At 71.4% G+C, this 19,150-nt stretch carries 18 protein-coding genes; 10 read left to right on the top strand and 8 right to left on the bottom strand.

The window, feature by feature from the left end:
- Window positions 1-690: 690 nt before the first annotated feature.
- Window positions 691-1,011: a winged helix-turn-helix transcriptional regulator gene (locus tag D458_RS0109240; RefSeq protein ID WP_373295649.1), complete on the bottom strand. Its 321-nt coding sequence runs from the start codon at window positions 1,009-1,011 to the stop codon at window positions 691-693.
- Between the two features lie 143 nt (window positions 1,012-1,154).
- Here D458_RS0109240 and D458_RS0109245 point away from each other — a divergent pair, with 143 nt between their 5' ends.
- The 3 genes from D458_RS0109245 to D458_RS37505 all read left to right on the top strand — a co-directional run bounded on the left by D458_RS0109245 (window position 1,155) and on the right by D458_RS37505 (window position 2,767).
- Complete coding sequence (locus D458_RS0109245) at window positions 1,155-1,994, top strand: SDR family oxidoreductase (protein ID WP_026119138.1); 840 nt, start codon at window positions 1,155-1,157, stop codon at window positions 1,992-1,994.
- Window positions 1,995-2,105: 111 nt separating this feature from the next.
- The gene (locus D458_RS37500) at window positions 2,106-2,375 is read left to right on the top strand and encodes a hypothetical protein (protein WP_017586453.1); all 270 of its coding nucleotides are present in this window, start codon (window positions 2,106-2,108) and stop codon (window positions 2,373-2,375) included.
- 164 nt (window positions 2,376-2,539) lie between these two features.
- Complete coding sequence (locus D458_RS37505) at window positions 2,540-2,767, top strand: pentapeptide repeat-containing protein (protein WP_239647925.1); 228 nt, start codon at window positions 2,540-2,542, stop codon at window positions 2,765-2,767.
- 259 nt (window positions 2,768-3,026) lie between these two features.
- On the opposite strand, the gene ddaH is transcribed toward D458_RS37505, so the two are convergent.
- On the bottom strand, window positions 3,027-3,824 hold the full coding sequence (gene ddaH, locus D458_RS0109255) for a dimethylargininase (protein WP_017586454.1): 798 nt from the start codon (window positions 3,822-3,824) through the stop codon (window positions 3,027-3,029).
- A 147-nt stretch (window positions 3,825-3,971) separates the two neighbouring features.
- On the opposite strand from ddaH, the gene D458_RS0109260 reads away from it, so the two are divergent.
- On the top strand, window positions 3,972-5,090 hold the full coding sequence (locus tag D458_RS0109260; protein ID WP_017586455.1) for an NAD(P)/FAD-dependent oxidoreductase: 1,119 nt from the start codon (window positions 3,972-3,974) through the stop codon (window positions 5,088-5,090).
- A gap of 88 nt (window positions 5,091-5,178) precedes the next feature.
- Window positions 5,179-5,469: a YiaA/YiaB family inner membrane protein gene (locus tag D458_RS0109265; protein WP_017586456.1), complete on the top strand. Its 291-nt coding sequence runs from the start codon at window positions 5,179-5,181 to the stop codon at window positions 5,467-5,469.
- A 78-nt stretch (window positions 5,470-5,547) separates the two neighbouring features.
- Here the strand turns inward: D458_RS0109265 and bioB are convergent, their stop codons facing one another.
- Window positions 5,548-6,609 carry a biotin synthase BioB gene (gene bioB / locus D458_RS0109270; RefSeq protein WP_017586457.1) on the bottom strand — a complete coding sequence of 354 codons (1,062 nt, stop codon included), beginning with the start codon at window positions 6,607-6,609 and terminating at the stop codon, window positions 5,548-5,550.
- 543 nt (window positions 6,610-7,152) lie between these two features.
- On the opposite strand from bioB, the gene D458_RS0109275 reads away from it, so the two are divergent.
- The gene (locus D458_RS0109275; RefSeq protein WP_239647938.1) at window positions 7,153-8,511 is read left to right on the top strand and encodes a sugar porter family MFS transporter; all 1,359 of its coding nucleotides are present in this window, start codon (window positions 7,153-7,155) and stop codon (window positions 8,509-8,511) included.
- Window positions 8,512-8,584: 73 nt separating this feature from the next.
- Here the strand turns inward: D458_RS0109275 and D458_RS0109280 are convergent, their stop codons facing one another.
- Together D458_RS0109280 and D458_RS0109285 are read right to left on the bottom strand one after the other, a co-directional pair.
- Window positions 8,585-10,249, bottom strand: coding sequence for an ABC-F family ATP-binding cassette domain-containing protein (locus tag D458_RS0109280; protein ID WP_017586459.1), 1,665 nt, complete (start codon window positions 10,247-10,249; stop codon window positions 8,585-8,587).
- A gap of 324 nt (window positions 10,250-10,573) precedes the next feature.
- Entirely contained in the window at window positions 10,574-10,822 is a 249-nt protein-coding gene (locus tag D458_RS0109285) for an SHOCT domain-containing protein (protein WP_017586460.1), read from the bottom strand.
- Window positions 10,823-11,000: 178 nt separating this feature from the next.
- Here D458_RS0109285 and pabB point away from each other — a divergent pair, with 178 nt between their 5' ends.
- The 3 genes from pabB to D458_RS0109300 all read left to right on the top strand — a co-directional run bounded on the left by pabB (window position 11,001) and on the right by D458_RS0109300 (window position 14,990).
- Window positions 11,001-13,037, top strand: coding sequence for an aminodeoxychorismate synthase component I (gene pabB, locus D458_RS0109290; RefSeq protein ID WP_017586461.1), 2,037 nt, complete (start codon window positions 11,001-11,003; stop codon window positions 13,035-13,037).
- Window positions 13,038-13,104: 67 nt separating this feature from the next.
- A complete protein-coding gene (locus tag D458_RS0109295; protein ID WP_017586462.1) occupies window positions 13,105-13,410 on the top strand; it encodes a hypothetical protein in 306 nt (101 codons plus the stop codon).
- 80 nt (window positions 13,411-13,490) lie between these two features.
- Window positions 13,491-14,990, top strand: coding sequence for an amidase (locus D458_RS0109300; RefSeq protein ID WP_017586463.1), 1,500 nt, complete (start codon window positions 13,491-13,493; stop codon window positions 14,988-14,990).
- A gap of 35 nt (window positions 14,991-15,025) precedes the next feature.
- On the opposite strand, the gene D458_RS0109305 is transcribed toward D458_RS0109300, so the two are convergent.
- The 3 genes from D458_RS0109305 to D458_RS0109315 all read right to left on the bottom strand — a co-directional run bounded on the left by D458_RS0109305 (window position 15,026) and on the right by D458_RS0109315 (window position 17,976).
- Entirely contained in the window at window positions 15,026-16,258 is a 1,233-nt protein-coding gene (locus D458_RS0109305; RefSeq protein ID WP_017586464.1) for an erythromycin esterase family protein, read from the bottom strand.
- A gap of 143 nt (window positions 16,259-16,401) precedes the next feature.
- Complete coding sequence (locus D458_RS0109310; RefSeq protein WP_017586465.1) at window positions 16,402-16,863, bottom strand: hypothetical protein; 462 nt, start codon at window positions 16,861-16,863, stop codon at window positions 16,402-16,404.
- 141 nt (window positions 16,864-17,004) lie between these two features.
- Window positions 17,005-17,976, bottom strand: coding sequence for an NADP-dependent oxidoreductase (locus D458_RS0109315; RefSeq protein WP_017586466.1), 972 nt, complete (start codon window positions 17,974-17,976; stop codon window positions 17,005-17,007).
- Window positions 17,977-18,045: 69 nt separating this feature from the next.
- On the opposite strand from D458_RS0109315, the gene D458_RS0109320 reads away from it, so the two are divergent.
- Window positions 18,046-19,005: a GlxA family transcriptional regulator gene (locus tag D458_RS0109320; RefSeq protein ID WP_017586467.1), complete on the top strand. Its 960-nt coding sequence runs from the start codon at window positions 18,046-18,048 to the stop codon at window positions 19,003-19,005.
- The last annotated feature ends 145 nt before the right edge of the window (window positions 19,006-19,150 follow it).

Genomic DNA, 19,150 nt, shown 5'->3' on the forward strand with positions numbered 1-19,150 from the left:
GGAAGGGCGCGGTCGGGTCGGTGCCCATGCACGCGCCGCCCATCTGATGCGCGGTGCCGATGGGCAGCCCGCCCAGGCCGATGGGCAGGGTCCGGAGCGTGTCGAGCCAGGCCTTGGGATCCTCGCCCCTGCGCAGAACGGGGGCGTTGCCGGCCCACGGCTCCTCGGTGCCGGCAGCCCATCATGACCGTGGCCTCGGCGCCGTCGCGGCGGGCCAGTTGCAACGAAAGGACAGAGGCGATGCACCCCTGGCGCCACGGCGTGAACCTGGCCGAGAACGAGACCGAACGCAAGGAGGTGGCCGTACCGGTCAACGCCGGGCTCACCGGCAAGTGGATGCCCTTCACCGCACCTGAGCGGGTGAACGGGGCGCGATTCCCGCCGCCCGGCTCACCGCGAAGACCGCCGCGGCTTCGCAAGAACCGGGTCTACCCGCGGGTTGCTCGGCACTCGGTGAGGCGGTTCTTGCCCACGCCCCGGTGCGCAGGGCGCACTCGTGACAGGGTCAGGGCCCCGACCCTGGCGGGGAACCGGTGCTGCCACTCGGCGTCCAGGGGATGGGCGTCGTCCTTGGCCGGGTGCGGTTGCGGCACAGGCAGCAGGTGATGTGGGGCTCCGGGGTGCCATAGGGCCCATCCTGTGCGCCCATGCCGTCCCTCACCTCGCGGGTGTGCACCAGCCGCTGCCGCGCTACCCTGCGCTGCCCGGCGACAGCCGCCGTGTGATCCGGTCGAACAGCTCCGTCAGCGGCTCGCCGACGTCCCGGCCGAACCCGGTCAGCCCGTAAGTGACCTGGGGCGGCGTCGTCGGCTCGACCTCCCGCCAGACCAGGCCGTCCTGGACCAGCGCGCGCAGGGTCTGGGCGAGCATCTTCTCGCTGATGCCCTGGATGCTCTCGCGCAGCTCGTAGAAGCGGAGGCTGCTGCCCCGCAAGGAGATCAGCACCCAGACACCCCACCTGCTGGTCACGTGGTTGACCACATCACGCGCGGGACAGTCGGTATGAAACACGTCATAATGCCCCCCCGCCTCGGCCTGTCTGTGCTGCGCGCCTTCTGTCATGTCATGAGCTTACCTCAAGGTATGCCCTTACCAAAAGTTAGCCCCCGCTCCTAGCATGAGGACCACAGAAGACATCCGACAAGGAGCTGATCATGATCGTAGTGACCGGGGCTACCGGAAACATCGGCCGACCGTTGACGCAGGCGCTGGCCGAGGCCGGCCAGCAGGTGACGGCGGTGTCACGGCACACGGCGGCGGTACCGAACGGCGGCCGCCACGTGGTGGCCGACCTGTCCGAGCCGGCCAGCCTCAAACCCGCGCTGACCGGAGCGAAGGCTCTGTTCCTGCTGCTGTCCGGCGACCTGCACGCCACGGGAGCCAACCCTGCCGACATCATCAGAGAAGCTGAGGCCAGCGGGGTTCGCCGGGTCGTCCTGCTCTCCACCCTGGGCGTGGTGACCAGACCCTTCGGCCCCACGCGGATCGCGATGCGCGCACTGGAGGACATGCTGCGGGAGTCCGGCCTGGAGTGGGCCATCCTCCAGCCGGGCGGCTTCGCCTCCAACGCCCTGTGGTGGGCCGAGTCCGTCCGCACGCAACAGGTCGTCGCCGCGCCCTTCGGCGACATCGGGGTGCCGATCATCGACCCGGCGGACATCGCCGCGGTCGCAGCGGCCTGCCTGCTGGATGACCGGCACACCGGCGGCGTCTACGAACTGACCGGCCCGGAGGTGATCACTCCGCGCCAGCAGACAGAGGCCATCGCCGCTGCGCTGGGCTCACCGGTGAGGTTTCACGAGTTCACCCGCGACGAAGCCAAGGCCGCCATGGCCCAGAGCATGCCAGCAGAACTCGCCGACGACACTCTGGACATCCTCGGTTCCCCGAACCCGGCCGAACTGCGCATCAGCCCCGACGTCCAGAGGGTCCTCGGCCGCGCCCCGCACCCCTTCGCCGACTGGGCCGCCCGTAATGTCGCCGCGTTCCGCTGAGACCAGGTGATCACGCGGGGGCGGGGCCTCCCGCTCCCGCCCCCACACCGAGGTCCGGACGCGAGCCCAGGTCCAGGGCGTCGTGACGGGCCGGTGCGCGGAGTTGTCGGAGTGAAACTCCAGAACACCCAGCAGCTCGATCGCCAGCGCCGCGCCGGGGTGGGCTTCCACTCCCTGCACGAAGCCCTGGACGCCATTGCCACCCGCGACTTCGCCGTCATGGCCGACCTGGGCGGTGTGGCGCTGCTGATGATCGCCTACCGGCGCCGGCGCACCACCGAAAACGGTGAGAAGGGCGAGACCACCAAGCTGTTCACCGAACGCTTCACCACCGCCAGCGAGCGGCTGGGCAGCGAGCACGCCGCAGTCCACGGCCGATGACGCCCCGATGGGCGCGAGGACCTGGTGCAGACGGTCATCGACGTGCTCTGCGCTTACCTGCGTATGCCCTACACCCCTGCTCCTGAAGCGCCACCAAGGACGCCGGCAAGGCCCGCCGGGAGGAACACCGTAAGCGCGAGCTGGAGTTCGGCTCCTTCCGCGAGGTGTGCCACACCATCATCCGCATCATCGGCAACCACCTGCGTGGGGACACCCGCTGGCGAGGCAAGGACTTCACCGGCGCCGTCTTCGATGGCGGCAACCTGTCCAGGGCTCACTTCACTGGCGGGACGGGGGTCGACCGGCGGGGCCGATTCAGAAAGACACGGTTGTCAGGTTCTCCACCAGGGCTGGTCGAGCCGCGGCCCGATGGTGCCGCGCGCGAAGCGTGACCGTTGAGGGTGACGGGCGGGCAGGGCTGCGCCGGAGGCGACCGTTGAGGGTGGTGGAGGGTGACGGGCGGGCTGGGCTGCGCCGGAGGCGACCGTTGAGGGCGGTGGAGGGTGACGGGCGGGCTGGGCTGCGCCGGAGGCGACCGTTGAGGGCGGTGGAGGGTGACGGGCGGGCAGGGCTGCGCCGGAGGCGACCGTTGAGGGTGGTGGAGGGTGACGGGCGGGCCTTCCGGGGCGCGTCCGCCCCGGAGAGGACCCCTTACCCGCGGTCGGGCCGGTCCCGGTCGGGGATCAGCACGCTCAGGCAGGTCACGCAGGCCTCCAGTTTCTCGAACTCGGAGATGTCCACCGGCAGTACCCGCCAGTGGTCCGCGGTCAGCTGGTGGATGGTCTCGGATGCGGCCGCGCTGACCAGGACGTCGCGTCCGCCCAGGGGCAGCACGTGGGCTCCCGGCTCCTCGGGGGCGCGGCGGATCGGCGGAAGCGAGGCGGTCTCGACCAGTTCGGGCAGGCCGACGAACGAACCGTCGGGCAGCGCGGTCACCGCGGACTTCAGGTGCAGGACCTCGCCCAGGGCGACCCGGTGGACCTTGCGGCCCAGCGGGGCCAGGAGCTGTTCGAGCTGGTCGGCGCCGTCCTCGTTGGTCCTGGTGCCCACGCCCACGTAGACGGTCTCGCCGACCTGGAGGACGTCGCCGCCGTCCAGGGTTCCGGGCTTCTCGATCCGGGCGACCCTCAGCCCCAGGGTGCGGACCGCGGCCTCCACGCCCTCGATCTCGCCGCGCCGGGCCTCGGCACCGGAGCGGGTCAGGACCGCCAGGTCCTCGCACACCACCAGGGGGTCCTCCACGAACACCGAGTCCGGGTGCTCGGGGGCCGGGTCGATCTCGTGCACCCGCCAGCCGGCCGAGGCGACCGTCTCCTGGTAGATGGTGTACTGGCGCGCGGCCAGCACCGGGTCCACCGGGGTGCGGGCGATGTGCGTGACGATGCCGTCCGCCAGCCGGGGGCCGGGCCGACGCATCAGGGCGACCCCGTAGTAGGTGTAACCGTCCATGCGACCTCCTGGAAGGGAAAAGGGAGCGAAGGGGCCGGGCTCCGTCGGAAAAGCCGCAGCGTATCGCGATCCCCTACCCCGTTTCGGGGACCGGCACGCGGGTCGAACGGCTTGTCCGGAGAGGTCGGTGGGGGCAGGGTGGGACACATGGACGTGATTGTTGTCGGCGGCGGGATCGTGGGGGCCAGCGCGGCGTTCCACCTGACCAAGAAGGGCGTGTCCACGGCGCTGGTGGACTCCGCACGCCTGGGGCAGGCCACGGCGGCCGGGACGGGGATCGTGTACCCGTGGCCGTTCCCGTGGGACGCGCCGCCGCTGTGGGGCTTCAAGGCGCGCGCCGCCGAGCACTACCCGGAGCTGATGGCCGAGCTGGCCGAGGACGGCCAGGTCACCGGGTACGAGGTGGTCGGCGGGATGTCGGTGGACCGTGAGGGCGACGACGCGGGGTTCGAGCTGCTGCGCACGCTGTCCGAGCGCCCCGAGTTCGCGACCATGGGGCGGGTGGAGCGGCTGGCCGAGGGGGAGCCGAGAAAGCACTTCCCGTTGGTGCCCGAACCCTACGGCGGGGTGTACGTCGAGGGGATGGCCCGGCTCGACGGCCGCAGGGCCCGGGCCGCGCTGTTCAACGCAGCCGAGGAGCGCGGGCTGCGCTACTTCAGGGGTGATGCCCGTCTGCTGTGGAACGGGCACCGGGTGACCGGGGTCCGGGTGGGCTCCGAGGACCTGGAGGCGCCGACGGTGATCGTGGCGGCCGGGGCGTGGTCGGCGGAGCTGCTGTCGGTGGCCGGGGTCGAACTCGGGGTGCACCCGGTGCGCGGCCAGATGACCCACTTCGCGCTCCCCGGCCGGGACACCCGCGGCTGGCCGGTGGTGCGCTTCGGTGAACGCGACTACTACGTGAGCGCCTTCGCTCCGGACCGGGTGGTCACCGGTGGCACGACCGAGCCCGAGGCGGGGTTCGACTGCAGGGTGACCGCCTCCGGGATGCTGCACAACCTGTCCACGGCGCTGGAGGTACTGCCGGAGCTGGCCGACGCCGGCGTGGTCGAGACCCGGGTGGGTTTCCGACCCGGTACCCACGACGGCCGGCAGCTGCTCGGCCCGGTCGAACGCCTGCCGGGGGTGCTGGTCGCCACGGGGCTGGGTTCGCAGGGGCTGACCTACGGCCCCTTCCAGGGGGTGGTGGCCGCCCGGTTGGCGATGGGTGAGGACCCCGGGCTGGACCTGTCCGCGTTCGTCCCCGACCGCGACCAGGTGCCGCTCTGAGGATCGCGCGGCCCTCGGGGCGAGTCGTTCCGTACTGATGAGTAGCCGTACTCAGGTGCTGACCGGCGGTCCCGGCCACCATGGGTGCATGAACGCACCGATCCCCCAGCCCCGGTCGACCCCCCAGTTCTATCTCCAGTCGATGATCGCCTTCGCGGTCTCCTCCGTCGGAGTCGGCGTCGGCATCCTCTACCTGCCCGTGGACCTGTGGATGCGCGCCTTCCTCGGTATGAGCGTGCTGTTCGTGATCACGTCCACGTTCACGCTCGCCAAGTGCGTCCGCGACCGCCAGGAGGACGTCGCACTGGCCGAACAGGCGCAGTACTACCAGCAGTTGCCGATCTGGCAGGGCGACCAGCAGGCCCAGCCCAGATCCTGATCCGGCCAGGAGGGGAGAGGTGGGCGCCGCGCGGGGGAGCGCGGCGCCCACCGGGCGCGTCAGCGGTCGGACCGGTGGTCAGGCGTTGGGCGGAAGAGCGGTTCCGGCGCCCCGCCGGCGTGTCCTGAGCAGGTCGTGGCGCTCGCCCGGGAGGGTGGGCTCGCCCGCGCCCTGCACCACGAAGCCGGCGTCGGCGATCATCTCCAGGTCGTCCTTGCCGGCCTGGCCCTCGCTGGTGAGGTAGTCGCCGAGGAAGATCGAGTTGGCGATGTGCAGCGCCAGGGGCTGCAGGGAGCGCAGGTGGATCTCGCGTCCGCCCGCCAGGCGCACCTCCACGTCGGGGAAGACGAACCGGGTGGCGGCGAGGATGCGCAGGCAGCGCTGCGGGGTCAGGTCCCAGGTGCCCTCCAGGGGGGTGCCGTCGAAGGGCATGAGGAAGTTGACCGGCACCGAGTCCGGGCCGAGCTCCCGCAGGGCGAAGAGGGCGTCGACGAGGTCGTCGTCGCTCTCCTTCATCCCGGCGATGAGTCCGGAGCAGGGGGAGAGGCCGGCGTGCTTGGCCTGTTCGACCGTTTCGACGCGGTCGGCGAACTCGTGTGTGGTGCAGATGTCGGAGTAGCGCTCTTCGGAGGTGTTGAGGTTGTGGTTGTAGGCGTCGACCCCGGCTTCGCGGAGCTTGTCGGCCTGCCCGTCGGAGAGCAGGCCGAGGCAGGCGCACACCTCCACTCCGGGGTACTCGTCCTTGATCCCGGCCACGGCCGGGGCGAGGCGGTCCACGTCGCGGTCGGTGGGTCCGCGCCCGCTGGCCACCAGGCACACGCGGCTGGCGCCGGCCTTCACGCCGTGGGAGACGGCCTCACGGGTCTGGTCGGGTTTGAGCCAGGTGTACTTGACGATCTCGGCCTGGGAGCCCAGGCGCTGGGAGCAGTAGAAGCAGTCCTCCGGGCACAGGCCGCTCTTCATGTTCACGAGGTAGTTGAGCTTGACGCGGCGCTCGAAGTAGCGACGGCGGACCCGTGAGGCGGCGGCGACCAGGTCCATCAGATCGTCGTCGGCGCTGGTCAGCACCTCCAGGAGTTCGTCTCGGGTGGGCGTCTCACGGAGAAGGGCCTTCTCGGCCAGGGTGTCGAATGTCGTCACGGTGTCGATCCTGGATGCTGGGAGCGCGCCCGCGCAGTCGTCGAACCAGCCAAGAAACCGGCCGAAGTCTTGTGCCCCTGGCGGGGTAGACCGCCAGGGGTGGTGTCCGGATCCGGTCACAAGGCGTTCCGGCGTGCTCGGCTGGGCGCCCTTCCGGGAGGGCACCCGCCAGGAGGGCCGCTGTGGCGCCCCGCTCCGGACGGTGTCCGGTTCGGTCCTGTGCCCTGACTCGCCGGGTCGGGGCCGGTCCGGTCGCCGCATCACCCTCGTGAAATGGGATGACTATTGGGTGACTTAGGGAGGCCCCGTGTGTACTTATGGAAATATTCGGTAGTAAGGTCCTCGTCGGTTGTCTGAGCGCCAAGCATCGACGTGTGTTTGGCCTCCTCAGCGTTGCGTACACGCATGTCGTCAGCCCGTGCTGCATCGTGGTGCCAGTCCGGGCCGTCAGGCATGCCCAGGGGGAGGGAATCCGGAGTGAGCGGAGTCAGTAACGGCCGGGGAAGCGTTTCCGAGGGGGACGCCAACCTGGTCCACGTGACGATGATCGCGGCAGCGGCCGCGATGGGCGGATTTCTGTTCGGTTATGACAGTGCGGTGATCAACGGCGCCGTCGACGCCATCCAGCAGCGGTTCGACGTGGGCTCCGGGGTTCTGGGCTTCACCATCGCCGCCGCGCTGCTGGGCTGTGTGGTGGGTGCCGCCACCGCGGGCAATCTCGCCGACCGGCTGGGCCGGATCCGGGCCATGCAGATCGCCGGTGTGCTGTTCGCCGTCAGCGCCATCGGTTCGGCCCTGCCGTTCTCGGTGTGGGACCTGACCGCGTGGCGGATCCTGGGCGGTGTGGCCATCGGTATGGCCTCGGTGATCGCGCCGACCTACATCGCCGAGGTCTCGCCCGCCGCCTACCGCGGCCGGCTGGCCTCCCTGCAACAGCTCGCCATCGTCCTGGGCATCGCGTGCTCGCAGCTGGTCAACTACGCGGTCGCGCAGGCGGCCGACGGCAGCGCGCACAACATGCTCGGCCCCGTGCAGGCATGGCAGTGGATGCTGGGCATCGAGGTTCTGCCCGCCCTGGTCTACCTGGGGTTGAGCCTGGTCATTCCCGAGTCCCCCCGGTACCTGGTGCGGATCGGGCGCGTGGACAGGGCCAGGCACATCCTGAGTGAGGTCGAGGGCGGCGGCACGGCCCGGATCGACCGGCGGATCGAGGAGATCAAGACGGCCCTGGGCTCGGAGGTGCGGCCCAGGCTGCGCGACCTCACCGGACGCTACGGCCTGCTGCCGATCGTGTGGATCGGTATGGCGGTCTCGGCCTTCCAGCAGCTGGTGGGCATCAACGTCATCTTCTACTACTCCAGCTCGCTGTGGCAGTCGGTGGGTGTGGCCGAGTCCGACTCGCTCCTGCTGAGCCTGTTCACCTCGGTGGTGAACATCGTGGGTACCGTGATCGCGATCATGCTGGTGGACCGGGTCGGCCGCAAACCCCTGCTGCTGGTGGGCTCGGCGGGGATGGCGATCGCCCTGGCCCTGGCGGCCTTCGCGTTCAACCACGCCACCGGTACCGGCGACGAGGTCGTGCTCCCCTTCACCTGGGGTGTGGTGGCGCTGATCGCGGCCAGCTCGTTCGTGCTGTTCTTCGCCCTGTCCTGGGGTGTGGTCGTGTGGGTGCTGCTGGGTGAGATGTTCCCGCTGCGCATCCGCGCCGCCGCCATGGGCGTGGCCACCGCCACCCAGTGGCTGACCAACTGGCTGATCACGGTGAGCTTCCCGAGCCTGCGCGACTGGAGCCTGCCGGGCGCGTACATGATGTACGCGGGGTTCGCGCTGCTGTCGTTCTTCTTCGTGCTCAAGTTCGTGAAGGAGACCAAGGGCAAGACCCTGGAGGAGATGCAGGGTTAGCAGCTCAGAGGCTCCTCCTCCGCCCCGGGACCCGAACGGCGGGTTCCCGGGGGGCGGAGGAGGGGCACGGGGACTACAGCGGGGCCGGGGTCCCGGTGAACATCTCGCGCACCTCCTCGGCGCTGGACTCCTGCAGCTGCTCGTCCAACAGGAGCCACCGGGTGATCCCGATCGACTCCAGGAACCGCAGATCGTGGCTGGCCACCAGCAGCGCACCCCGGTAGGCCTCCAAAGCACCGGTCAACTGCCGCGCGCTCGCCACGTCCAGGTTGTTGGTGGGCTCGTCCAGCACCAGTAGCTGCGGGGCCGGGGAGGCCAGCACCGTCGCCGCCAGGGAGGCCCGAAAGCGCTCGCCTCCGGACAGAGTCCCCGCGATCTGCGCGGCCCGGTTCCCCTTGAACAGGAAGCGGGCCAGCTGGGCGCGGATGTGCTGTTCGTCCACGCCGGGAGCGGCGTTGGAGACGTTCTCCGCGACACTCAGCTCCTCGTCCAGCACGTCCAGCCGCTGCGGCAGGAACCGCATCGGCACGGACACCCGGACCTCGCCCTCCACCGGGGCCTGCTGGCCGGCGACGGCGCGCAGCAGCGTGGTCTTGCCGGCGCCGTTGCGCCCGACCAGGGCGATCCGCTCGGGCCCGCTCACCAGCAGATCGCCGGAGCGCAGCCGGCCGTAGCGGGTGCGCACCCCGCTCAGACTGAGCACGGAGCGGCCGTTGGGCACCTCGGTGTGCGGCAGGTCCACTCGGATCTCGGCGTCGTCGCGGACCGCGTCGGCCGCCTCCTCGCGGCGTTCGCGGGCCTCGTCGAGCCGGTCCTCGTGTGTGCCGCGGAGCTTGCCCGCGGACTCCTGCGCGGCCCGCTTCAGCGCACCCTGGACGATCTTCGGGATACCGCGCTCGGCGGCCGCCTTCTTGGCGGTGCGCTGGCGCCGGGCCAGTTTGATGTGGGTCTCCTCCAGTTCGCGTTTCTGTCGGCGCACGTCGGACTCGGCCGCGCGCAGGGTGCGTTCGGCCGCCTCCTGCTGGACGGCCAGGGCTTCCTGGTAGGCGGTCCAGCCGCCCCCGTAGATGGTCACCGAGCCGGTGCGCAGCTCGGCGATCTGGTCCACGCGCTCCAGGAGTTCCAGGTCGTGGCTGACCACGACCAGGGAACCGGAGCGCCAGGTCTCCACGGTGTCGTAGAGCCTGCGTCGCGCGAACAGGTCCAGGTTGTTGGTGGGCTCGTCGAGCAGGAGCACGTCGGGGCGCTCCAACAGGACCGCGGCCAGGCGCAGCAGGACGGTCTCGCCGCCGGAGAGCTCGCCCACGGTGCGGTCCAGTTCGATCCCGCCCAGGCCGAGCGAACCCAGGGTCGCCAGGGTGCGCTCTTCGACGTCCCAGTCGTCGCCGACCGTCTCGAAGTGCTTCTCCGCGACGTCCCCGGCCTCGATGGCGTGCAGGGCGGCGCGTTTGCCGGCGATACCGAGGGCCTGGTCGACCCGCATGCCGGTGTCGAGCGTGACGTTCTGCGGCAGGTAGGCCAGGCTCCCGCCGACGGTGACCGAGCCCCGGGCGGGGCGCAGCCGCCCGGCCAGCAGCCGGAGCAGGGTGGACTTGCCGGCGCCGTTGGTGCCGACCAGGCCGGTGCGGCCCCTGCCCAGGGTGAGGGACAGGCCGTCGAAGACGACGGTGCCGTCCTTCCACTGGAAGGACAGGTCGGAGCAGGCGACGGCGGCACTCGTGGTGGTGGTTTTCGGCATGGGTGTTCTCGCAGTCAGAAGCGGTGTGGAAAAGGGCTTCGTATGCGAGCACCACGCGGCTGTTCAGCCGGGAAGAGCGGCGAGAGGGTCCTGGACGAGACAGGGACGGCTCATGCACCAAGGTTCCGTACACGCGACGGGCAGGCCGGTTACCGGCGCCGTACCGCGTGATGATCGCGAACCTAGATGCGCAACGTCCACCTCAATCGGAGACAACAGGACGATGAGTACTGTACCCACCCGGCCCCTGATGTCAACCGGCTTTCGTGTGTGAGGCGCGTCCCGCGGTGTTGGTGCGGCGGCGGGCCCGGGTGGAAGGGCGGCTCAGAACTCTTCGAGGTCGATCTTGCGCTGGAGGTACTCCTCGCGGCTGATCTCGCCCCGGGCGTAGCGCAACCGCAGCTCCTGAGCGGCCGGGTCCTGGGACGGGGGAGCGGAACCCGGAGCGGGGCCGAGGGGCCGTCCGGTGTCGCGGTTCTTGACGGACCGAGCGACCTCGGTGACGGTGAGCACGAAGAAGAAGGCCAACCCCAGCACGACCACGATCGAGATCGCGGCGACGAAGACGTTCACTGCTCAGCTCCTTCGGGTGCGCGAGGCCGGAACCGGCCTGCCTGTCTCCTGTCTACTCCTCCCCGGGGTCTGCCGCCAGCGTCCGAGCAGCCCCGGTACGGGGCCGACATGCCCGATTCCACCCGAAACGCCGTAACCTGGGACGTCGCGATCCGTGAGCCGTTCCAGAAAGGGCGGGATGCGCGTTCTCCTCGTGGACAACCACGACTCCTATACGTACAACCTGTTCCAGCTCCTCGCCCGAGTGCTCGGCGAGGAGCCCCGGGTGCTGACCAACGACGGTCCGGGCTGGGCGGACCTCGATCCCGCCTCCGTGGACGCCGTGGTCGTCTCGCCGGGCCCGGGGCGCCCGCAGACCGCCCGTGACCTGGGCCGGGTGCCCGAGCTGCTGGAGCACACGCGGATCCCGGTGCTGGGGGTGTGCCTGGGCCACCAGGCGATCGCGCACCTGGCCGGGGCCGAGGTGTCCTCGGCGCCCGAGCCCCGCCACGGCCACCTGACCCGGATCCGGCACGACGGCGAAGGGCTCTTCGCCGGGCTTGCGCAGGACTTCACCGCCGTGCGCTACCACTCGCTGGCCGTGCCCGAGCCCCTGCCCGGGAGCCTCACGGCCACCGCCTGGGCCGAGGACGGCGTGGTCATGGGGCTGCGCCACCGCGACCTGCCGCGCTGGGGCGTGCAGTTCCACCCCGAGTCCGTCGCCAGCGAGTACGGAGCCGAGCTGGTCGCCAACTTCCTGGAACTGGCCCGGAAGCACCGCGGCCCGGGCGAGGCCGGAACCGGGAACGCGGTGAACGCGGCAGGAAGCGCCCCCGCGGCCGCCCACCCCGCGCCTGACCTGCGGTTCACCGTGCTGCCCTACGCCGTGGACACCGAGCGCGCCTTCGCCCACCTGTACGCCGGCTCCGAGCACTCCTTCTGGCTGGACAGCTCCCGCCCCGAGGGGCCCGCCCGGTTCTCCTTCCTGGGGGACGCCTCCGGCCCCACGGCCGAGGTGCTCACCTACGACGTCGGCGACCAGGGCGTACGCGTGCGCACCGCCGACGGAACGCGGACCGAGCCCGGGAGCGTGTTCGAGGCGCTCGAACGCCGCACGGGGCGCCCCGCTGCCGCGACCGGCCTGCCCTTCGGCTTCACCGGCGGGTACGTGGGCTACCTGGGCTACGAGCTCAAGGCCGACTGCGGGGCCGCCCGCGCCCACACGGCCGCCACCCCGGACGCGGTGTGGATGCGCTGTGACCGGTTCCTGGCCGTCGACCACCACGAGGACCGCACCTACGTGGTCTGCGCCGACGGCGCCCCGGACGCCCAGGAATGGGTCGAGACCACCCGTGCCGCCCTGGAGGAGCTGCCTCCCCTGCCCGCACCGCTTCCCTCCGCTCCCGCCCTCGACCTCTCCGCGCTCCTGGAGCAGCCGCGCGAGGGGTACGTGGACGACGTCAAGGCGTGCCTGGGCCACCTCACCGACGGCGAGAGCTACGAGATCTGCCTGACCGACCGGGTCCGCCTGCCCGACCTCGGCGAGGGCGGTGACCTGGACTTCTACCGCCGCCTACGCGCCGCGAGCCCCGCGCCCTACGCCGCCCTGCTGAGGGTGGAGGGGGTAACCGTGCTGAGCGCCTCTCCGGAGCGCTTCCTGCGGGTGGACGCCGAAGGAGTGGCCGAGAGCCGCCCCATCAAGGGCACCGCCCCCCGCCACCCGGATCCGGCCACCGACGCACAGCTCGCCGCCGACCTGCGAACCGGCGCCAAGACCCGCGCCGAGAACCTGATGATCGTGGACCTGCTCCGCAACGACCTCGGCCGGGTGTGCGAGGTCGGGAGCGTGGAGGTGCCCGCCTTCATGTACACCGAGTCCTACGCCACCGTGCACCAGCTGGTCTCCACCGTCCGGGGCCGTTTGCGTCCCGGGGTGTCCACCATGGAGGCCGTCCGCGCCTGCTTCCCGGGGGGCTCGATGACCGGGGCTCCCAAGCTGCGCACCATGGAACTCATCGACCGGCTGGAGGGTTCGGCGCGAGGTGTGTACTCGGGCGCGCTCGGCTACGTGTCGCACAGCGGAGAATCGGACCTGAGCATCGTCATCCGCACCGCCGTCCTCGCCGGGGGAGAGATCACCGTGGGCGCCGGAGGGGCGATCGTGCTGGACTCCGATCCGGAGGAGGAGTACGAGGAGATGCTCCTCAAGGCCAGGGTCCCCGCGAGGGGCCGCTGAGCCCGCCGTCCGGCTCCGGGGCGCCGCGGCCCGTGTGTGTTCGCGCGAGGCGGGGAAGGCCCCGGACATGACCGACCCCGAACGTACGGCTGACGGCCGCCACGTCATGATCCGCGGGCGGCGCTGGCGTGCCAGCGATCCGGAACTGCCCGGTGAGGTCCGCGAGCGCTTGGTCGCCCATCTGATGTCGGCGCGACGGGACGTCGGCTCCGCCCTGCGCGCCGAGGACTCCGATGCCGAGCAGCTCGCCAGGAGGCGGGTGCAGCTGGCCAAGGAAGGGCTGGGGGAGAGGGGCACCCCCTGGTGGGAGATGCGCCTCGACGAACGCCGCCACCGCTGGGAGGAGGCACTGCGGTCCCTGGACGCGGGTTGACACCGGAGGTGAGGGCGCCGTCGGCAACAACACGCCCCAGATAACTAGAACAGGTTTCAGTTCGGTGTTAGGTTCCGGCCATGCGAGTTGACGAATACCTGCGACACGACGCTGTCGGGCTGGCCGAGCTGGTGCGGAACAAGGAGGTCACCTCCGCCGAACTCCTGGAGAGCGCGATCGAGCGGGCCACTCAGGTGAACCCCGCGCTCAACGCGATCGTCCTCCCCATGTACGAGGAGGGCCGCCGGGTGGCCGCGACCTCCCCCGAAGGGCCGCTGGGCGGGGTCCCCTTCCTGCTCAAGGACCTCTTCCAGGACTACGCCGGGTTCCCCACCTCGGCGGGCAACAAGGCACTGCGGCACGTGCCGGTGCGGCGCAACGCCGAGGTGGTCGACCGGTGGCTCGCCGCCGGGCTGGTGCCCTTCGGCAAGACCAACACCCCCGAGTTCGGGGCCAAGGCCGTCACCGAGTCCGACGAGTTCGGCCCGGCCCGCAATCCGTGGAACCCCGGGCACACACCCGGCGGTTCCTCGGGTGGGTCGGCAGCCGCGGTGGCAGCGGGGATCGTGCCCGCCGCCGGGGCCAACGACGGCGGCGGCTCGATCCGGATCCCGGCGGCCTGCTGCGGGCTGTTCGGGCTCAAACCCGGGCGCGGGCGGGTCCCGTTCGGCCCCAACTGGGGTGAGCCCATGCACGGCGCCTCGGTCAACGGGGTCATCACGCGCACGGTACGCGACAGCGCCGCGCTCCTGGAGGCCATGGCGGGGCCCGAACCCACCTCGCCGTACCCGATCGCGCCGCCGGAGCGCCCCTACACCGAGGAGGTCGGCCGGGACCCGGGCCGTCTGCGGATCGGCTTCACCACCCGTTCCCCGTTGGGCACCCGGGTGCACCCCGAAGCGGTCCGGGCGGTGCGCGAGGCAGCGTCGTTGCTGGAGGGACTGGGCCACGAGGTGGTGGAGGCCGAACCCGCCGTCGACGGCCGGGCGCTCACCGAGGACTTCCTGACCCTCTGGTACGGCTCGATGGCCGCCCTGGTGGACGGGATCAAGGCCGACACCGGCTGTTCGGACGACGACTTCGAGCCCGACACCCTCATGCTGGCCGCCATGGGCCGGTCCCGTAGCGCCGCCGACTACGTGCGGGGCAACGACCGGTGGAACGACCACGTCCTGGCCCTGGCCGAATTCCACTCCCGGTACGACCTGCTGCTCACCCCGACCATCGCGGGACCGCCGGTGACCATCGGCCGCCTGGACCCGCCGCCGTGGCTGCGCCGGGCCGAGCGCCTGCTCGTGCGCACCCGCACCGCGCGGGTGGTCACCGCCACCGACCTGGTGACCACCGAGGTCATGAACAACCTCACCGCGACCCCGTTCACGCTCATGGCCAACCTGACCGGCACCCCCGCGATGTCGGTTCCGCTGCACTGGACGGAATCCGGGCTGCCGCTGGGCGTGCAGTTCATCGCGCCCTCGGCGGGCGAAGGGATGCTGCTGCGCCTGGCCGCCCAGTTGGAGGAGGCCAGCCCCTGGGCGCAGCGCCGCCCCTCGGGCGTCCCCTTCCCCGCCGAGGTGTAGGCGCACCGGGCGGGGTGCGCTCCGCGGACGCGGTGCTACGCCTGCGCGCCCTGCCCCTGTGCTGCCTGGTTCGGCACGGTGTCCTTGACGAACACGATGCCGTCGACGGCGGCCAGGTGGTTCGGGTCGAAGGGGGCGTAACCGAACCACGGGGACGCGCGGTGCTCGGGCGGTGTGTCCCCGAAGGCGGTGGCCAACCGCCGGGGGTCGACGACGCAGCGGTCCCCGGGGAGCGCGTACAGGAGCCCTTCGAGGGTCTCCGGCGCCGGTGCGTCCACGCCCCGGTGCCGGATCGTGCCCAGGGCGGTGGCCGCGAAGGCGTAGTCATCACCCAGGCGGGCGTTGACCAGCGCGCCGGCGCTCCACCACTCCACCGGCCCCTGCCACATCCCCATGGAGCTCTTCTCCCGCTGGAAGTGGGCGTTCTGCGCGAAGGCCAGGACCGGTCCGTGTTCGGCGAGGGCGAGGAGGTTCTCGGCCATCATCCGGTCCCGCACGCTCAGCAGCCGGTTCATGCGGGAGGGCGAGGTGTCGGCCATCCAGTGGTGGTAGCGGAGCAGGCCGACAGCGGTGCGTCCGTACAGGCGTGCCCGCTCGAGGTCCTCCCACGAGGTCGCCCTGACCAGGTGCGGGACCTGCTCCTCGAGCAGCGCCACCAGGTCGTCGGCGAGCAGCCGCAGCTGAGCGGCCTCGGCCGACTGTCCCACGGAGCGGGCGGGCTCCATCATCGCGTCGGGATGCATCCAGAGCTGGTCCGCGCGGAGCAGGTCGTCCAGGTCCCGCGCGGCACGGGGGAGCAGGCCGGCTTCGACATGGGAGGCCAGGTAGTCGTGGAGCGCGGCGAGAGCCTGCCGCGGGCTCGCAGGGCCGGTGATCTCCAGCGGCCCGTCGAACCCCGCGAAGCGGACCTGCTCGGACGCGGGGCGATCCCCGTTGTAGGAGCGCACCCAGCGCACGAGCTCTCGATTGGCCGCGGAGGCGCCGAGGCCGTGGCTGAACCCGCGCTCCATGACCTCGTCGAGGCTGCCGCTGCCCGAGGTGACGTACTCGTCCACGACCAACCCCATGAGGCAGTCGCTCTCGAGCGCGATGGTCCGGTAGCCCTCCTGTTCGACGAGCTGCTGGAAGAGCTCGTTGCGGACGTGGAGCAGGGTGTCCTCGCCGTGGGTGGGCTCGCCCAGGGCCAGGATCCGCGGTCGTTTCCCGAGGACCTTCAGGAGGGAGGCGGTTTCGAGGGCAAGGGTGCTGTCCGTGATGTCAGTGGCCATACCTTCAACGCTAGCTCTGAACACTCGGTTGAGACTTTTCCGCCACAACACCCCTCGGATAGCGGCAAAGCCTCAAACCGGGATGGAGGTGCTCCGCTCGTGGGAGGGCTTCGTCCAGCTTCCGTGCGGCTCCTGTGCGGGGGTCAGCTCCGGCGGAGCAGACAGACGAGGACCCCCGCGGCGAGCACCGCCCAGACCGCACAGTAGATGCCGAACCCCGCTCCACCGGAGGCGGTGAGCAGAGCCCGGCCGACCATGCCCACCGTGCCTGCCACCGCCATGAGCGTGACGAGTCCGACCGGCACGGCCGGCAGCCAGCGGGGCAGGGACCTCACCACCGGCAGGGCGCACAGGACGAAGAGCAGCACCACAGCCGTCCCCACCCCGGCGTTCGCCCACTGGGCGGCGGCCACGTCGCCGGGGCCGTAGGAGGCGTAGCTGTCGGGGTCCACGCGTGGACCGCCGGTCACGCCGAGGCGTCCCTCCACGGCGTGGACGACCTTGGAGACGACGTAGAGGAGTGTCCAGGCGGCAGCGCCCAGGGCCCAGAGGCGAAGGGCGCGCGATCCGGCGGGGCGGGGTGCCGTGCTGCTGCGGGAGGCCATACCCCCCATGTTCGCCCACGGCCCTCGTCCGGGCCTCCTCCTCACAGGGGAGCGTGCGCCGGTCCCTCACCCACCCGGGGGAGGGACCGGCGCACAGCCGAGGGGACCAGGCCGCCCCGGACCGGCCGGGGCGGGTACCGACTACTGGGGCTGCTCGCGGCCCTCCACGGTCAAAACGATCTTTCCGGTGGTGCGGCCGGTCTCGCCCAGGGCGTGCGCCTCGGCGGCCTCGGCCAGCGGGAAGACCGCCTCCACGTGGGCCTTCAGGGCGCCCTTCTCGACCAGGTCGGCGATGGCGTTCATCCCGGCGTGGTCGGCCTCGACCAGCAGCGGCGTGGCCCGGACCCCGCGCTGGGCGGCCCGATCGAGGACCTCCCCGCTCAGGGGCAGCAGGGAGACCAGGGTTCCGCCCGGACGCAGCACCTCCAGGGAGCGTGCCGCCACCTCACCGGCGAGCGGGTCCAGGACCACGTCGATGTCACCGGTGGCCTCGGCGAAGTCGGTCTCGCGGTAGTCGATCACCTCGTCCGCGCCGATCCCGCGCAGGAAGTCGTGCTTGGGCGAGCTCGCCGTACCGATGACGTACGCGCCGTGGGCCTTGGCGATCTGCACGGCCAGGTGCCCCACCCCGCCGGCGGCGGCGTGCACCAGCACCCGCTGGCCGGAGCGGATCCCCGCGGTGTCCACCAGGGCCTGCTGGGCGGTCAGGGCGGCCAGCGGCAGCGCCCCGGCCTGGACGTGGTCGATCCCGGCGGGCTTGTGCGCGAAGGCCCGCGCCGGGCCGACCGCGAACTCGGCGTGCGAACCCACCCCGTGCGGGTAGGGCAGCATCCCGAAGACCTCGTCGCCGGGCCGGAAGATCGTGACACCGTAGCCGACGGCCTCCACCACCCCGGAGACGTCCCAGCCCAGGGTGAGGGGGAGCCGGTTCAGGAAGACCCCGGCGGACCGGTGCTTCCAGTCGGTCGGGTTGAGCCCGGCGGCGCGGACCGAGACCAGGATCTGGCTGGGGCCGGGCGCGGGCCTGGGAACCCGGACCTCCTGGAGCACCTCGGGGCCGCCGTGGGCGTTCTGGCTGATGGCGCGCATGGTGGCGCTGTTGTCGTCGCTCATGGTCACAGCCTTCCCGATTCGGGGATTCCACACCATGGCATGATTGTCATCTTTGAATAGGATCGTGCCATGAGCGTTCCGCACCGCGTCGTGGTCCTGGCCCTGCCGGGCGTCTACCCGTTCGAGCTGGGCATCCCCAACCGGGTCCTGGGCGCCGCCGGGGGCCGCTACGAACTGTCGACCTGCGGGGTCGACGGGCCCTCGGTACCGACCAACGCCGACTTCTCCGTCACTGTCGGGCACGGCCCGGAGGCCCTGGCCGGTGCCGACACGGTGGTGATCCCGCCCTTCGACACCGCCCGGCTCAGCCGTGAACTGAGCCCGCAGCTGGCATCCGCACTGGACAGGATCCGTCCCGGCACGCGTGTGGTGTCCATCTGCACCGGGGCGTTCGTCCTGGCCGCCGCCGGGTGGCTCGACGGCCGGCCCGCCACCACCCACTGGGCGCTCACCGAGGTCTTCCGCTCCTGGTTCCCGAAGGTGGACCTGGACCCCGACGTGCTGTTCGTGGACGACGGCGACCTCCTGACCTCGGCGGGCGCCGCCTCGGGGGTGGACGTGTGCCTGCACCTGGTCCGCACCGACCACGGCAGTGAGCTCGCCAACCACGTGGCCCGGGTGTGCGTGGTGCCGCCCTGGCGCGACGGCGGTCAGGCCCAGTACATCGAGCGGCCGGTTCCGGAGCAGGGCCGCGAGGGCACCGCGGCGACCCGAGACTGGGCCCTGGAACGCCTCCACGACCCCCTCACCCTCGCGGACCTGGCCGAACACGCCCACATGAGCCTGCGCACCTTCATCCGCAGGTTCAACGAGGAGGTCGGGACGAGCCCGGGGCGGTGGCTGATCCAGCAGCGCGTCCTGCGGGCGCGGCACCTGCTGGAGTCCACCGACCTGCCGGTGGACGGCATCGCCGGCCAGGTCGGCTTCGCCACCGCGACCTCGCTGCGGCAGCATCTGCGTGCCGCGATCGGGGTGTCCCCGCTCACGTACCGGCGCACCTTCCGAGGTGAGGCGGTCGACGTTTCCTGAGGTCACGGGGCTGCTCGAAGGCCTGGGTCAGCACCTATCAGGATTCCGATGACAGACATAGGGTGCCGCATTGGAAAATAATTGTGTGGGCAACTAGCGTCGGTGACGTCGTCATCGACCCCTTCCGCCTCCGAGCGGTCGGGGA

Source organism: Nocardiopsis ganjiahuensis DSM 45031 (assembly GCF_000341085.1).
Classification (GTDB): Bacteria; Actinomycetota; Actinomycetes; order Streptosporangiales; family Streptosporangiaceae; genus Nocardiopsis; species Nocardiopsis ganjiahuensis.